We start from the raw sequence: 15,345 nt of genomic DNA on the forward strand, positions 1-15,345 counted from the left end.
GCCCCCACCGCACCGGCCGGCCCCCGCCACCGGGTCCGGCCCGCGCCGCGCGACCCCCACCGGGGGTGCGTCCCGCCCGGGACGCACCCCCGTCGCCGCGAGGGCGGGGAACGGTCCGGTTGTCGCACCCCGCCAGTAGGGTGGTTGGCATGGCCGACCCTTCCAGCTACCGCCCCAAGCCTGGACAGATCCCCGACTCTCCGGGGGTCTACAAATTCCGCGACGAACACCGCCGGGTGATCTACGTCGGGAAGGCCAAGAGCCTGCGCCAACGCCTGGCCAGCTACTTCCAGGACGTCGCCGGGCTGCACCCGCGTACCGCCACGATGGTGACCACGGCCGCCTCCGTCGAGTGGACGGTCGTCTCCACCGAGGTCGAGGCGCTCCAGCTGGAGTACTCCTGGATCAAGGAGTTCGACCCCCGGTTCAACGTCAAGTACCGCGACGACAAGAGCTACCCCTCGCTCGCCGTCACCATGAACGAGGAGTACCCCCGGGTCCAGGTCATGCGCGGCCCCAAGAAGAAGGGCGTGCGCTACTTCGGTCCCTACGGGCACGCCTGGGCCATCCGCGAGACCGTCGACCTGATGCTGCGCGTCTTCCCCGTACGCACCTGCTCCGCCGGGGTGTTCAAGCGCTCCGCCCAGATCGGCCGCCCCTGCCTGCTCGGCTACATCGGCAAGTGCTCCGCACCCTGCGTCGGCCGGGTCACCCCCGAGGAGCACCGCGAACTCGCCGAGGACTTCTGCGACTTCATGGCCGGGCGCACCGGCACCTACCTCTCCCGCCTCGAGGCGCGGATGCACGAGGCTGCCGAGGACATGGAGTACGAGAAGGCCGCCCGGCTGCGCGACGACATAGGGGCCCTGCGCCGGGCCATGGAGAAGAACGCCGTCGTCCTCGCCGACGCCACCGACGCCGACCTGATCGCGGTCGCCGAGGACGAGCTCGAAGCCGCCGTGCAGATCTTCCACGTCCGCGGCGGCCGCGTCCGCGGCCAGCGCGGCTGGGTCACCGACAAGGTCGAGGCCGTCGACACCGCCGGGCTCGTCGAGCACGCCCTCCAGCAGCTCTACGGCGAGGAGAAGGGCGAGGCCGTCCCCAAGGAGGTGCTGGTCCCGGCGCTCCCGGATGACACGCCCGCGCTCACCGAGTGGCTGGCCGAGCGCCGCGGCTCCCAGGTCAGCCTGCGCATCCCGCAGCGCGGGGACAAGAAAGCCCTGATGGAGACCGTCCACCGCAACGCCCAGCAGTCCCTCGTCCTGCACAAGACCAAGCGGGCCAGCGACCTCACCACCCGCTCACGGGCGCTGGAGGAGATCGCCGAGGCGCTGGAGCTGGACAGCGCGCCGCTGCGCATCGAGTGCTTCGACATCTCCCACCTCCAGGGCGACGACGTGGTGGCCTCGATGGTCGTCTTCGAGGACGGCCTCGCCCGCAAGGGGGAGTACCGGCGTTTCCAGATCAAGTCGTTCGAGGGACAGGACGACGTCCGCTCCATGCACGAGGTGGTCTCCCGGCGCTTCCGCCGCTACCTCCAGGAGAAGCTGAAGACGGGGGAGTGGTCGCCCGAACACGGCGCTGACGGTGACGCCCCGGAGGAGGAGGACGGCCGCCCCAGGCGCTTCGCCTACCCGCCCCAGCTCGTCGTGGTCGACGGCGGGCAGCCGCAGGTCGCCGCCGCCAAGCGGGCCCTGGAGGAGCTCGGCGTGGACGACGTGGCCGTGTGCGGCCTGGCCAAGCGGCTGGAGGAGGTCTGGCTGCCGGGCGAGGACGACCCCGTCGTGCTGCCCCGCACCAGCGAGGGCCTCTACCTGCTCCAGCGGGTCCGTGACGAAGCCCACCGGTTCGCCATCCAGTACCAGCGCACCAAGCGCGCCAAGCGCTTCAAAGCGGGCCCGCTGGACGAGGTGTCCGGCCTCGGTGAGAGCCGCAAGCAAGCCCTGATCAAGCACTTCGGTTCGGTGAAGAAGCTGAGACAGGCGACAATCGACCAGATCTGCGAGGTCCCGGGCATAGGCCGCAAGACGGCGGAGACCGTGGCCGCGGCCCTCGCCGGCGCGGTTCCCGCTGGTCCTGCCGTCAACATGGCGACAGGAGAGATCATTGAGGATGAGACCCCCGCGCCGGCGGGGGCATCGTCCGAACGGGGGACCGAGCAATGACCCAGCACGAGTCCGAGCACGAGACCGAGACCGAGCACGAGACCGCGCACGACCGAGACGGAGCACAGGTGAGTACGGGCCTGACAGTGGAGCCCGGTGATACCGCCGAGGCGGCCATCCCCGAGCTGGTGATCATCTCCGGGATGTCCGGGGCCGGCCGCAGCACCGCGGCCAAGTGCCTCGAAGACCTCGGCTGGTTCGTCGTCGACAACCTCCCGCCGGCGCTGATCCCCACCATGGTGGAGCTCGGCGCCCGCTCGCAGGGCAATGTGGCGCGCATCGCCGTCGTCGTCGACGTCCGGGGCCGTCAGTTCTTCGACGCCCTGCGCGAGTCCCTCGCCGACCTGGAGTCCCGCGGCGTCACCCGGCGCATCGTCTTCCTGGAGTCCTCCGACGACGCGCTCGTACGCCGCTTCGAGTCGGTCCGCCGCCCGCACCCCCTGCAGGGCGACGGCCGCATCGTCGACGGCATCGCCGCCGAGCGCGACCTGCTGCGCGAGCTGCGCGGCGACGCCGACCTGGTCATCGACACCTCCAGCCTCAACGTGCACGAGCTGCGCGCCAAGATGGACGCCCGGTTCGCGGGTGACGAGGAGCCTGAGCTGCGGGCCACCGTCATGTCCTTCGGCTACAAGTACGGCCTCCCCGTCGATGCCGACCTCGTCGTGGACTGCCGCTTCATCCCCAACCCGCACTGGGTCCCGGAGCTGCGCCCCTTCACCGGGCTCAACGAGGAGGTGTCGGGCTACGTCTTCAGCCAGCCCGGCGCCAAGGAGTTCCTCGACCGCTACACCGAGCTGCTCCAGCTCATCGCCACCGGCTACCGCCGCGAGGGCAAGCGGTACGTGACCATCGCCGTCGGCTGTACGGGCGGCAAGCACCGCAGCGTCGCCATGTCCGAGAAGCTCGCCGCCCGCCTCGCCTCCGAAGGCGTCGAGACCGTCGTCGTCCACAGGGACATGGGGCGCGAGTGACCGGACGCACCCTGAGGCTGCGCCGCCTGCGACGGCTCACCTCCGGCCGGGCCGAGGACGGCGAGAGCCGTACCGGCCTGCGCCGCGGCGCGGTCCCCAAGGTGGTCGCACCCAAGGTCGTGGCGCTGGGCGGCGGCATGGGCCTCTCGGCCTCCCTCGCCGCCCTGCGCCGGATCACCGGCGACCTCACCGCGGTGGTCACCGTCGCCGACGACGGCGGCTCCAGCGGACGCCTGCGCGAGGAGCTCGGCGTACTGCCGCCCGGCGACCTGCGCAAGGCGCTGGCCGCGCTGTGCGGCGACGACGACTGGGGCCAGACCTGGGCCCGGGTCATCCAGCACCGCTTCCAGTCCCAGGGCGACCTGCACGGGCACGCGGTCGGCAACCTGCTGATCGTCGCCCTCTGGGAGCAGCTCGGCGACCCCGTCCAGGCCCTGGACCTGGTCGGCAGGCTGCTGGGCGCGCAGGGCCGCGTACTGCCGATGTCGGCGGTCCCGCTGGAGCTCCAGGCGCTGGTCAAGGGCCACGACCCGGCCCGTCCCGAGGCCGTGGACACCGTGCGCGGGCAGGCCACGGTGGCGCTCACGCCCGGCGAGGTGCTCTCCGTGCAGGTCGTGCCGAGCGACCCGCCGGCCGTGCCGGAGGCCGTCGCGGCGGTGCTGGACGCCGACTGGGTGGTGCTCGGCCCGGGGTCCTGGTTCTCCTCCGTCATCCCCCACCTGCTGGTGCCGCAACTGCTCGACGCGCTCGTCGAGACCAAGGCCCGGCGGGTCCTCTCGCTGAACCTCGCTCCGCAACCCGGCGAAACAGAGGGCTTCTCTCCGCAGCGTCATTTGGAGGTTTTGGCCCGACACGCCCCTAAACTCGCCCTGGACGTGGTGCTGGCCGACGAGGCCGCCGTGCCCGACCGCGAGTCCCTCGCCGACGCCGCAAAACGGTTCGGTGCCGCGGTCGAGCTGGCGCCCGTGGCCAGGGAAGACGGCTCTCCGAAGCATGACCCGGAGCTGCTCGCCGCCGCGTACGACCGTATTTTTCGGATGCATGGAAGGATCGGCCCATGGCGATGACGCCCGCGGTGAAGGATGAGATCGCCCGCCTCCCCGTCACCCGCACCTGCTGCAGGAAGGCGGAGGTCTCGGCGATTCTTCGGTTCGCGGGCGGGTTGCACCTGGTGAGCGGACGGATCGTGATCGAGGCGGAGCTGGACGCGGGGATCGCGGCCCGCCGCCTGCGCAAGGACATCCTGGAGATCTTCGGGCACTCCTCGGACCTGGTGATCATGGCTCCCGGCGGACTGCGCCGCGGCAACCGGTACGTCGTCCGGGTCGTCGCCGGCGGCGATCAGCTGGCCCGCCAGACCGGCCTCGTGGACGGCCGCGGCCGCCCCATCCGGGGTCTTCCCCCGCAGGTGGTCTCCGGGGCCACCTGTGACGCCGAGGCGGCCTGGCGCGGGGCCTTCCTCGCCCACGGCTCGCTCACCGAGCCGGGCCGCTCCTCCTCCCTGGAGGTCACCTGCCCCGGCCCGGAGGCCGCCCTGGCGCTGGTCGGCGCCGCCCGCCGTCTCTCCATCGCCGCCAAGGCCCGCGAGGTCCGCGGCGTGGACCGGGTCGTCGTGCGGGACGGCGACGCGATCGGCGCCCTGCTGACCCGGCTCGGCGCCCACGACTCGGTGCTGGCCTGGGAGGAACGGCGGATGCGGCGCGAGGTCCGTGCCACCGCCAACCGCCTCGCCAACTTCGACGACGCCAACCTGCGCCGCTCGGCGCGCGCCGCGGTGGCCGCCGGAGCCCGGGTGCAGCGCGCGCTGGAGATCCTCGGCGAGGAGGTCCCCGAACACCTCGCCGCGGCCGGCCGGCTGCGCATGGAGCACAAGCAGGCCTCCCTGGAGGAGCTGGGCGCCCTCGCCGACCCGCCGCTGACCAAGGACGCCGTCGCGGGCCGCATCCGCCGCCTCCTGGCGATGGCCGACAAGCGGGCCCAGGACCTCGGCATCCCGGGCACCGAGTCGAACCTCGACCTCAGCGAGGAGATGGCCGACAACATGGCCGGCTAGCGCGCGGCCGCGGCCGCGGCCCGTGCACCCGGTAGGCCGGAAGGGGCCCGCGCGATCACTCGTGCGGGCCCCTTCCCGGTACGCCCCATTGACATGAGCATGGGCTGATCGTGAGCCTGTCGTCCGAAGCTTTCGTGGCAGACGACGCCCAGGGGGGCACATGAGGCACCGCGCGAGATCGATCCTCGCCGCAAGCGCACTCGTCTTCGGAACCACACTGGCCGCGCTGCCCGCGACGGCCCAGAACCTGCCCGCGCCGGCCGGGAACCCGGCCGCCGACGAGGTGCGGGTCTACGACGCCGACATCACCAAGGAACAGGTTCCGCTGGTCCTCGCCGCCGGCCAGGACGCCCACGAGCTCTCCGAACGCGCCCCCGACACCGGGACCGCCAAGGTCGAGCTCTTCCTCACCGGCGACCAGGCCGGGGAACTGGCGGCCCGGGGCGTCAAGCTCGCCGAGCGCAAGGTCCCGGCCAAAGCCGCGGCCCGCGCCGAGACCGCGGGCGACGGGGTCTTCCGCCCGTACAGCGGCAAGGGCGGCCTCCAGGAGGAGATCCTGCGGACCGCACAGGCCAGCCCGGGCCTCGCCAAGGTCGTCTCCATCGGCAAGACCGTCCAGGGCAAGGACATCCTCGCCCTCAAGGTCACCAAGAACGCCAAGAAGACCAAGGACGGCGACAAGCCGTCCGTGCTCTACATGTCCAACCAGCACGCCCGCGAGTGGATCACCCCGGAGATGACCCGGCGGCTGATGCACCACACCCTGGACAACTACGGCAAGGACCAGCGGATCACCAAGCTGGTGGACTCCACCGAACTGTGGTTCCTGCTCTCCGCCAACCCCGACGGGTACGACTACACGCACGCCCCCGACGGCCAGCGGCTGTGGCGCAAGAACCTGCGCGACAACAACGGCGACGGCAAGATCACCGCCGGCGACGGCATCGACCTCAACCGCAACTTCCCCTACAAGTGGGGCTACGACAACGAGGGCTCCTCCCCGAACCAGTCGAGCGAGACCTATCGCGGCCCCAAGGCGTCCTCCGAGCCCGAGACGGTCGCCCTCGACCGCTTCGAGAAGCGGATCGGCTTCGACTACGCCGTCAACTACCACTCCGCCGCCGAACTGCTGCTCTACGGCGTGGGCTGGCAGGTGGCCACGCCCACCCCGGACGACATCGCCTACAAGGCGCTGGCCGGCACCCCGGAGAACCCGGGCGTCCCGGGCTACTACCCGCAGGTCTCCTCCGAGCTGTACACGACCAACGGCGAGGCCGACGGCCACGCCTCCAACGTCAACGGCGTCATGATGTTCACGCCGGAGATGACCACCTGCCAGACGGCCTCCGAGAGCGACCCGAACGACCGGTGGAAGCCCGAGGACTGCGTCTCCGGCTTCAACTTCCCGGACGACGAGAAGCTCATCCAGGCGGAGTTCGCCAAGAACGTCCCCTTCGCCCTCGCGGTCGGCGAGAGCGCCGCACACCCGGACCGGCCCTCGTCCTCCGTGGGCCTGAGCGCCGCGGACTTCACCCTGGACCCCTTCACCACCTCCTACGTGGCCCGCGGTGAGGACCAGACGGTCTCCGTCACGGCCCGCAAGGCGCTCCAGGACAAGGAGCTCAGCTTCCGCGTCAACGGCGGCCGGACGCACGACGAGGACCTCAGGGCCTGGAAGGGCGGGGACGTCTACGGCGGCGACGACAACAACTGGTTCGACGAGTACCGGGCCAAGGTGGACGGCGCCAAACCGGGCGACAAGGTCGAGGTCTGGTTCACCGGCCGCGACCGCTCCTCGGGCAAGCAGGTCTCCAGCGAGCACTTCACGTACACGGTGGCCGAGCGGCCGCGCGCGGACGTCCTGGTGATCGCCGAGGAGGGCGCCACGGCCCGGCAGGCCCAGACGTACGTCGACGCACTGCGCGCCAACGGCAGGTCCGCGGCAGTCTGGGACGTCGCCGTCCAAGGAGCGCCGCACCACCTGGGCGTGCTCTCCCACTTCCGTACGGCCCTCCACTACACCGGGGCCAAGACTCCGGGCGGCGCCACGCAGCTGGCGGTGCGCGACTTCCTGAACGAGGGCGGCAAGCTGATCGAGGCCGGCGAGCTGGCGGGCGGCAACGCCCAGGTCGGCCGCGCCGTCACCGACGACTTCAGCCAGTACTGGCTCGGCGCCTACGGCCGGGCGAGCGTCAGCGGACCCACCGGGTTCACCGGCGCGGGCCCCCTCGCCGGTGCCAAGGGCGGCCTCGGGGACGCGGCGGGCAACCCGCTCAACGCCCCCGGGTCCTACACGGTGACCTCCGAGACCCTGGCCCCCGCGCAGTTCCCGCAGTTCAAGAGCGCGCAGGCGGGCCAGTACGCCGGGGTCGTGAACCCGTACGCCCCCTACGCCGGCACCGGGATGGCCTCGGCCACCCACGTCGACGACGACTGGAAGCGCCTGACCCGCACCATCGACCTGACCGGGGTCGCCGCGGCCGACAAGCCGCAGCTCAAGATGGCCCTGAACTGGAACACCGAAGAGGGCTACGACCACGCGGTCCTGGAGTCCCACACCGTCGGCGGGGACGACTGGACCACCCTGCCGGAGGCGGGGGGTCTGAGCTCCACCACCGTCCCGGAGGAGTGCGGCGGCGGCTTCTTCGTCAACGGCCACCCGTTCCTGCGCCGCTACCTCACCCTCGACGCCGGCGGCTGCACCCCGCAGGGCACGAGCGGGGCCTGGAACAGCCTGACCGGTTCCTCCGGCGGCTGGAAGCAGGTCTCCTTCGACCTGAGCGCCTATGCGGGCAAGAGCGTCGAGGTCTCGCTCTCGTACATCACCGACCCCGGTTCGGGCGGTCGCGGTGTCTTCGCGGACGAGGCGCGCCTGAACGTGGGTGGAGCCGACCGGACCGTCGAGGGCTTCGAGACCTCGCTCGGGGCCTGGACCGCTCAGGGGGCACCTGCCGGAAGTCCCGACGTTCCGGGCGATTGGTCCCGGTCCGGCGAGCTGTTCAAGTCCTACGCGGCGGTCACTACGCGTGACACGGTGCTCCTCGGCTTCGGCCTGGAGCACCTGCCGGCACCGGCCGACCGTGCCGTACTCGTCGGTAAGGCGCTTCGGTCCCTGAACCGCTGATCAGCGGCCCGCCCGCCACTCACCCTGAGTGACGGGGACCAAAGTCCCGAGGTCCCGTGCCCGGCTGTTCGTCACGGGGCCTCGGGGCGTGTCCGGCCCCGGCCGATGTCACCCGGAAGCTCACAGAGAGGTAGGGTCGTAAGCGGTCGGGGACTTCCCATACAGCTCGCCGGCGGACTTACCGGCGCACCAACGAGGAGATCGGTTCGTGACGATCCGCGTAGGCATCAACGGTTTTGGCCGAATTGGCCGCAACTACTTCCGGGCGCTCCTTGAGCAGGGAGCGGACATCGAGATCGTCGGTGTCAATGACCTGACTGACAACGCGACGCTTGTCCACCTGCTCAAGTACGACACGATCCTGGGCCGCCTCAAGTACGAGGTCTCCCACACCGCCGACACCATCACGGTCGGCGGCAACACCTTCAAGACCTTCGCCGAGCGCGACCCCGCGAACCTCCCCTGGGGTGAGCTGGGTGCCGACATCGTCATCGAGTCGACCGGCATCTTCACCAAGAAGGCCGACGCCGCCAAGCACATCGCCGCGGGCGCGAAGAAGGTCCTCATCTCGGCCCCGGCCAAGGACGAGGACATCACGATCGTGATGGGCGTCAACCAGGACAAGTACGACGCGGCCAACCACCACGTCATCTCCAACGCCTCCTGCACCACCAACTGCGTGGCGCCGATGGCCAAGGTCCTCCTCGAGAACTTCGGCATCGTCAAGGGCATGATGACGACGGTCCACGCGTACACGAACGACCAGCGCATCCTGGACTTCCCGCACTCGGACCTGCGCCGCGCCCGCGCCGCCGCCGAGAACATCATCCCGACCACCACCGGTGCCGCCAAGGCCACCGCGCTGGTCATCCCGGAGCTGGCGGGCAAGCTCGACGGCATCGCGATGCGCGTCCCGGTCCCCACCGGCTCCGTCACCGACCTCGTCATCGAGCTCGAGCGCGAAGTCACCAAGGACGAGGTCAACACCGCCTTCCAGAAGGCCGCCGAGGGCCAGCTCAAGGGCATCCTCGACTACACCGAGGACGCGATCGTCTCCTCCGACATCGTGAACTGGCCGTACTCCTGCACCTTCGACTCTTCCCTGACCATGGTCCAGGGCAAGAACGTCAAGGTCATCGGCTGGTACGACAACGAGTGGGGCTACTCCAACCGTCTCGTCGACCTGACCGTCTTCGTCGGCGGTCAGCTCTAAGCACGTAGGGCAAGGCACCACAATGTGAGCAACAGGGTCCGGGCTGCGCGACGAAGCGCCGCACGGGCCCTGTTGTCTGCCTCGTCCCTCTCGCCCCCCCCCGCAGGGGCCGCAAGCCCATGGGAAAAGGAGTAGAAACACATATGAAGACGATCGACGAACTTCTCGCCGAAGGTGTCTCCGGCAAGCGGGTCTTCGTCCGCGCCGACCTCAACGTGCCGCTCGCGGGCGGCGCCATCACCGACGACGGCCGCATCCGCGCTGTCCAGCCCACCATCGCGAAGCTCGCCGAGGCCGGCGCCCGCGTGGTCGTGGCCTCCCACCTGGGCCGTCCCAAGGGCGCCCCGGACCCGGCCTTCTCGCTCGCCCCGGCCGCGACCCGGCTCGGTGAGCTGCTCGGTGCGGACGTCGCCTTCGCCACCGACACCGTCGGCTCCTCCGCCAAGGAGACCGTCGCGGCGCTCGCCGACGGTCAGGTGGCCGTCATCGAGAACCTCCGCTTCAACGCCGGTGAGACCTCGAAGGACGACGCCGAGCGCGGCGCCTTCGCGGACCAGCTCGCCGAGCTGGCCGACGTCTACGTCGGCGACGGCTTCGGCGCTGTCCACCGCAAGCACGCCTCGGTCGTCGACCTGCCCGCGCGCCTCCCGCACGCGGCCGGTTACCTCATCGCCACCGAGGTCGGCGTCCTGAAGAAGCTGACCGCCGACGTGAAGCGCCCGTACGTGGTCATCCTCGGCGGCGCCAAGGTCTCCGACAAGCTCGCCGTCATCGACGAGCTGCTCGGCAAGGCCGACCGCATCCTGATCGGCGGCGGCATGGCCTACACCTTCCTCTACGCCAAGGGCTACGAGGTCGGCATCTCCCTGCTCCAGAAGGACCAGGTGGACGTCGTCAAGGAGTACATGGAGCGGGCAGCGGAAACCGGAGTCGAGCTGGTCCTCCCCGTCGACATCCTCGCCTCCAAGGACTTCCCCGACCTCAAGGGCAAGACCCCGGCCGAGTTCGTCACCGTCGACGCGGACAAGATCCCCGCCGACAAGGAGGGTCTGGACATCGGTCCCAAGACCCGTGAGCTGTACGCGTCGAAGATCACCGACGCGGAGACCGTCTTCTGGAACGGTCCCGTGGGAGTCTTCGAGCACCCCGACTACGCCGGAGGCACCAGCGCCATCGCGCAGGCCCTCGTCGACAGCAGCGCCTTCACCGTCGTCGGCGGTGGCGACTCGGCCGCGGCCGTGCGCACGCTCGGCTTCGACGAGAACGCTTTCGGCCACATCTCTACCGGTGGCGGCGCCTCCCTCGAATACCTCGAGGGCAAGACGCTCCCCGGCCTCGCCGCACTGGAGGTCTGAACCCGTATGACCACGCGTACCCCGCTGATGGCGGGCAACTGGAAGATGAACCTCAACCACCTTGAGGCCATCGCCCACACCCAGAAGCTCGCCTTCGCACTGGCCGACAAGGACTTCGACGCGGTCGAGGTCGCGGTCCTGCCCCCCTTCACCGACCTCCGCTCGGTCCAGACCCTGGTCGACGGCGACAAGCTGAAGATCAAGTACGGCGCCCAGGACATCTCGGCGCAGGACTCCGGCGCCTACACCGGCGAGATCTCCGGCCCGATGCTGTCGAAGCTGCAGTGCACGTACGTGGCCGTCGGCCACAGCGAGCGCCGCCAGTACCACGCCGAGAACGACGAGGTCTGCAACGCCAAGGTCAAGGCCGCCTACCGCAACGGGATCACCCCGATCCTGTGCGTCGGCGAAGGCCTGGACATCCGCAAGGCCGGCCAGCAGGTCCCGTACACGCTGGCCCAGGTCGACGGCGGCCTCAAGGACCTTCCGGCCGAGCAGGCCGAGTCCATCGTGATCGCGTACGAGCCCGTCTGGGCGATCGGGACCGGCGAGGTCGCCACCCCCGAGGACGCGCAGGAGGTCTGCGGTGCCATCCGCGGCCGCCTCGCGGAGCTGTACTCGCAGGAGCTGGCCGACAAGGTCCGCATCCAGTACGGCGGCTCGGTGAAGTCCGGCAACATCGCGGCGATCATGGCCCAGCCCGACGTCGACGGCGCCCTCATCGGCGGCGCGGCGCTGGACCCGGACGAGTTCGTGAAGATCGTCCGGTTCCGCGACCAGTGACGTTCGCTGTGAGTATGCGGTAGGGCGGATCCGTCGTACCCTTGCGGGGGCCAGGAGGCTGAACCATCAGCCACTGGCCCCCGCTGCATCTCAGCAAAGCCGGAAAGCCAGAAAGCCAGAAAGTAGGAATCAGCCGTGATTATGGGGTTCCAGATCGCCCTGATCGTCTTCAGCGCCCTGCTGATGCTGCTCGTGCTGATGCACAAGGGCAAGGGCGGCGGCCTTTCCGACATGTTCGGTGGCGGCATGCAGTCGTCGGTCGGCGGCTCCTCGGTCGCGGAGCGCAACCTCGACCGCATCACCGTCGTGATCGGTCTGCTGTGGTTCGCGAGCATCGTCGCGCTCGGCCTGCTCATGAAGTCCAGCTGAGGCGTTCTCGCCATTCCGGCAGTCCGGTCGGCTCCCCCCGGCCTATCATGAGGTCCGGCGTTCACGTCTGGAATGGGTAACTCCGGTCGCTGGACGCGCGTTGGGCCTTACGTAGACTTGGGCGCCCGCGACGGAATCACTCACGATTCGCGGCACCATCACGCAGGGAGTTACGACCGTGGCAAGTGGCAACGCGATCCGTGGTAGTCGGGTCGGAGCGGGGCCGATGGGTGAGGCCGAGCGCGGCGAATCCGCGCCCCGCCTGCGCATCTCCTTCTGGTGCTCGAACGGGCACGAGACGCAGCCGAGCTTCGCCAGCGACGCGCAGGTGCCGGACACCTGGGACTGCCCGCGCTGCGGGTTCCCGGCCGGCCAGGACCGGGACAGCCCGCCCGCGCCGCCGCGCACCGAGCCCTACAAGACGCACCTGGCGTACGTACGGGAACGGCGCACCGACGCCGACGGCGAGGCGATCCTCGCCGAGGCGCTCGCCAAACTGCGCGGCGAGATCTGAGTTCGTGACGTCCGGCCCGGCCCGCGGAGGCATCTCTCCGCGGGCCGGGCTTCTTTGTGTCGGTCGTCCCGCTTCCGATCCCTTAGGTTGGAGAGCGGCGGGGCACGACAGGACGGAAGAAGTGGGTTGATGTCCGAGATGAACGCAGACAGCCGTACGAAGCTCAACCGGATGCCGGAGTGGCTCGCTCTCGGCAAGCACCGGGAAGAGCTGGGGCAGACGCATCTGCGGGAGCTGTTCGAGACGAATCCCGGCCGGGGAGCCGGCTACACCCTGCGGGTCGGCGACCTGCACATCGACTACTCCAAGCACCTCGTCACCGACGAGACGCTGGCGCTGCTGCGCGAGCTGGCCGTGGCGACGGACGTGGCCGGGCTGCGCGACGCGATGTTCCGCGGCGAGAAGATCAACACGACCGAGGACCGGGCGGTCCTGCACACCGCGCTGCGCGCGCCCGCGGACGCGGTCGTCGAGGTCGACGGCGAGAACGTCGTCCCCGCCGTCCACGCCGTCCTCGACAAGATGGCGGCCTTCTGCGACCAGGTCCGGTCGGGGGAGTGGACCGGCTTCACCGGCAAGCGCATCAAGAACGTCGTCAACATCGGCATCGGCGGCTCCGACCTCGGCCCCGCGATGGCGTACGAGGCGCTGCGCGCCTTCACCGACCGGGGCCTGACGCTGCGTTTCGTGTCGAACGTGGACGGCGCCGACCTGCACGAGGCCCTGCGGGACCTGGACCCGGAGCAGACGCTCTTCATCATCGCCTCCAAGACCTTCACGACCATCGAGACCATCACCAACGCCACCTCGGCGCGCGAGTGGCTGCTGGCGGGCGTGGGAGGCGACGAGGCGGCCGTGGCACGGCACTTCGTGGCCCTTTCGACCAACGGCGAGAAGGTCGCCGGGTTCGGCATCGATCCGGCCAACATGTTCGAGTTCTGGGACTGGGTCGGCGGGCGGTACTCCTTCGACTCGGCGATCGGCCTCTCGCTGATGGTCGCGATCGGACCGGACGCCTTCCGCGAGCTGCTGGCCGGCTTCGCCGACATGGACCGGCACTTCCGGACCGCGCCGGCGCAGGAGAACGCGCCGCTGCTGCTGGGCCTGTTGGGAATCTGGTACGGGGCGTTCTTCGACGCCCAGTCCCACGCGGTGCTCCCGTACAGCCACTACCTGTCGCGCTTCACGGCGTACCTGCAGCAGCTGGACATGGAGTCCAACGGCAAGTCCGTGGACCGGGACGGCAATCCGGTGGAATGGCAGACGGGGCCCGTGGTGTGGGGCACGCCCGGGACCAACGGGCAGCACGCGTACTACCAGTTGATCCACCAGGGCACCCGGGTGATCCCGGCGGACTTCATCGGTTTCGCGCGGCCCGTGGCGGAGCTGTCGGCCCCTCTGGAGGCCCAGCACGACCTGCTGATGGCGAACTTCTTCGCGCAGACCCAGGCGCTCGCCTTCGGCAAGACCGCCGAGGAGGTCCGGGCGGAGGGCGTCGCCGAGGCGCTGGTGCCGCACAAGACCTTCCAGGGCAACCACCCCACGACCACGATCCTGGCCACGGAGCTCACGCCGCGCGTGCTGGGCCAGCTCATCGCCCTGTACGAGCACAAGGTGTTCGTCCAGGGCGCGGTGTGGAACATCGACTCCTTCGACCAGTGGGGCGTGGAGCTCGGCAAGGTCCTGGCGAAGCGGCTGGAGCCGGCCCTGACCGACGGCGGCCACGTGGAGTCCCTGGACCCCTCGACGCGGGCGCTGGTGGACAACTACCGGCGGCTGCGCGGCCGTAGCTGACACCGTCGGCAACACGCAAGGGCCCGCCCTCCGAACGGATCGGAGGACGGGCCCTTGCGCATACGGGTCAGGAGGACGCCGGAGGGTACATCCCGGTCGGCAGCTTCGCCGCCGCCGCCCGGTCCAGGAGCCACAGGGTGCGGGAGCGGCCGTACGCGGCCGCGGCCGGGGCCTGGACCTCGCCCGCGCCGCCGAGGGCGATGGACACGGCGCCGGCCTTGTCCTCGCCGGCCGCCAGCAGCCAGACCTCGCGGGCCGCCCGGATCGCCGGGAGGGTCAGCGAGATCCGGGTCGGCGGGGGCTTCGGGGCGCCGTGCACCCCGACCACCGTGCGCTCGGTCTCGCGGGACGCCGGGTGCTCCGGGAACAGCGAGGCCACGTGCGTGTCCGGGCCGACGCCCAGCATCAGAACGTCGAAGCGGGGGACCGGGCCGTGGTCCTCCGGGCCGGAGGCCTTGCGCAGTTCCTCGGCGTACGCGGCCGCGGCGGCGTCCACGTCCGCCCCGTACGGGCCGTCCGAGGCGGGCATGGCGTGCACGCGCGCGGGGTCCACCGGGACGGCGTCCAGGAGGGCCTCACGGGCTTGCGTGTGGTTGCGTTCGGGGTCGTCGGCGGGGACGTACCGCTCGTCGCCCCACCACAGGTCCAGCCGGGCCCAGTCGACGGCGTCCCGGGCCGGGGCCGCGGCGAGCGCGGCCAGGAGGCCGTTGCCGTTGCGGCCGCCGGTGAGCACCACGGACGCGGTGCCGCGGGCCGCCTGTGCGTCCACGATCTTCGTGATGAGCCGGGCCGCCGCGGCCTGGGCCATCAGCTCCTTGTCCCGGTGGACGACGACCTGGGGAGTCGTCATACCCATGTGCTGCCGCCTTGTCGGTAGATCGGGTACGGGTACCGCGGTGGGGGGGGGGGGGGGGCCCCCCCCCCCCCCCCCCCCCCCCCGCGGCGGGGGGGGGGGGGGGCGGGGGGGGGGCGGGGGGGCGGGGGGGTGGATAAAAAAAAAC

12 protein-coding genes are annotated in these 15,345 nt (G+C 70.7%); 11 read left to right on the plus strand and 1 reads right to left on the minus strand.

The annotated features are described in order from the left end of the window. The first annotated feature begins 149 nt into the window (after nt 1–149). The 11 genes from uvrC to pgi all read left to right on the plus strand — a co-directional run bounded on the left by uvrC (nt 150) and on the right by pgi (nt 14,344). A complete protein-coding gene (uvrC, locus tag ACFWB8_RS34695; protein ID WP_385236536.1) occupies nt 150–2,165 on the plus strand; it encodes an excinuclease ABC subunit UvrC in 2,016 nt (671 codons plus the stop codon). Next, nucleotides 2,162–3,139 (plus strand): RNase adapter RapZ, encoded by a 978-nt coding sequence (gene rapZ / locus ACFWB8_RS34700; protein ID WP_385236539.1) that lies wholly within the window; start codon nt 2,162–2,164, stop codon nt 3,137–3,139. Before uvrC ends, rapZ begins: the two co-directional genes overlap by 4 nt. Next, nucleotides 3,136–4,206: a uridine diphosphate-N-acetylglucosamine-binding protein YvcK gene (gene yvcK / locus ACFWB8_RS34705; protein ID WP_385236542.1), complete on the plus strand. Its 1,071-nt coding sequence runs from the start codon at nt 3,136–3,138 to the stop codon at nt 4,204–4,206. Before rapZ ends, yvcK begins: the two co-directional genes overlap by 4 nt. Continuing rightward, complete coding sequence (whiA, locus tag ACFWB8_RS34710) at nt 4,197–5,192, plus strand: DNA-binding protein WhiA (protein ID WP_365920770.1); 996 nt, start codon at nt 4,197–4,199, stop codon at nt 5,190–5,192. Before yvcK ends, whiA begins: the two co-directional genes overlap by 10 nt. Nucleotides 5,193–5,352: 160 nt before the next feature. After that, nucleotides 5,353–8,316, plus strand: coding sequence for a M14 family zinc carboxypeptidase (locus ACFWB8_RS34715; RefSeq protein WP_385236545.1), 2,964 nt, complete (start codon nt 5,353–5,355; stop codon nt 8,314–8,316). Between the two features lie 208 nt (nt 8,317–8,524). Then, nucleotides 8,525–9,529, plus strand: coding sequence for a type I glyceraldehyde-3-phosphate dehydrogenase (gene gap / locus ACFWB8_RS34720; protein WP_385236548.1), 1,005 nt, complete (start codon nt 8,525–8,527; stop codon nt 9,527–9,529). A 143-nt stretch (nt 9,530–9,672) separates the two neighbouring features. Beyond that, nucleotides 9,673–10,884 (plus strand): phosphoglycerate kinase, encoded by a 1,212-nt coding sequence (locus tag ACFWB8_RS34725; RefSeq protein ID WP_385236551.1) that lies wholly within the window; start codon nt 9,673–9,675, stop codon nt 10,882–10,884. A gap of 6 nt (nt 10,885–10,890) precedes the next feature. Next, nucleotides 10,891–11,667: a triose-phosphate isomerase gene (gene tpiA / locus ACFWB8_RS34730; protein ID WP_385236554.1), complete on the plus strand. Its 777-nt coding sequence runs from the start codon at nt 10,891–10,893 to the stop codon at nt 11,665–11,667. Between the two features lie 141 nt (nt 11,668–11,808). Beyond that, nucleotides 11,809–12,036 carry a preprotein translocase subunit SecG gene (gene secG, locus ACFWB8_RS34735; RefSeq protein ID WP_385236560.1) on the plus strand — a complete coding sequence of 76 codons (228 nt, stop codon included), beginning with the start codon at nt 11,809–11,811 and terminating at the stop codon, nt 12,034–12,036. Nucleotides 12,037–12,214: 178 nt separating this feature from the next. After that, a complete protein-coding gene (locus ACFWB8_RS34740; RefSeq protein WP_008741068.1) occupies nt 12,215–12,550 on the plus strand; it encodes an RNA polymerase-binding protein RbpA in 336 nt (111 codons plus the stop codon). Nucleotides 12,551–12,688: 138 nt separating this feature from the next. Beyond that, nucleotides 12,689–14,344: a glucose-6-phosphate isomerase gene (gene pgi / locus ACFWB8_RS34745; protein ID WP_385236563.1), complete on the plus strand. Its 1,656-nt coding sequence runs from the start codon at nt 12,689–12,691 to the stop codon at nt 14,342–14,344. Between the two features lie 67 nt (nt 14,345–14,411). Here the strand turns inward: pgi and pgl are convergent, their stop codons facing one another. After that, nucleotides 14,412–15,194 (minus strand): 6-phosphogluconolactonase, encoded by a 783-nt coding sequence (pgl, locus tag ACFWB8_RS34750; RefSeq protein ID WP_385236557.1) that lies wholly within the window; start codon nt 15,192–15,194, stop codon nt 14,412–14,414. Between the last annotated feature and the right edge of the window lie 151 nt (nt 15,195–15,345).

Source organism: Streptomyces sp. NPDC060031, assembly GCF_042736805.1.
Classification (GTDB): Bacteria; Actinomycetota; Actinomycetes; order Streptomycetales; family Streptomycetaceae; genus Streptomyces.

Bases quoted from the DNA above. Each gene is read 5' to 3' on its own strand.
- uvrC (WP_385236536.1), top strand. From the start codon at position 150: ATGGCCGACCCTTCCAGCTACCGCCCCAAGCCTGGACAGATCCCCGAC.
- rapZ (WP_385236539.1), top strand. From the start codon at position 2,162: ATGACCCAGCACGAGTCCGAGCACGAGACCGAGACCGAGCACGAGACC.
- whiA (WP_365920770.1), top strand. From the start codon at position 4,197: ATGGCGATGACGCCCGCGGTGAAGGATGAGATCGCCCGCCTCCCCGTC.
- ACFWB8_RS34715 (WP_385236545.1), top strand. From the start codon at position 5,353: ATGAGGCACCGCGCGAGATCGATCCTCGCCGCAAGCGCACTCGTCTTC.
- ACFWB8_RS34725 (WP_385236551.1), top strand. From the start codon at position 9,673: ATGAAGACGATCGACGAACTTCTCGCCGAAGGTGTCTCCGGCAAGCGG.
- tpiA (WP_385236554.1), top strand. From the start codon at position 10,891: ATGACCACGCGTACCCCGCTGATGGCGGGCAACTGGAAGATGAACCTC.
- secG (WP_385236560.1), top strand. From the start codon at position 11,809: ATGGGGTTCCAGATCGCCCTGATCGTCTTCAGCGCCCTGCTGATGCTG.
- pgi (WP_385236563.1), top strand. From the start codon at position 12,689: ATGAACGCAGACAGCCGTACGAAGCTCAACCGGATGCCGGAGTGGCTC.
- pgl (WP_385236557.1), bottom strand. From the start codon at position 15,194: ATGACGACTCCCCAGGTCGTCGTCCACCGGGACAAGGAGCTGATGGCC.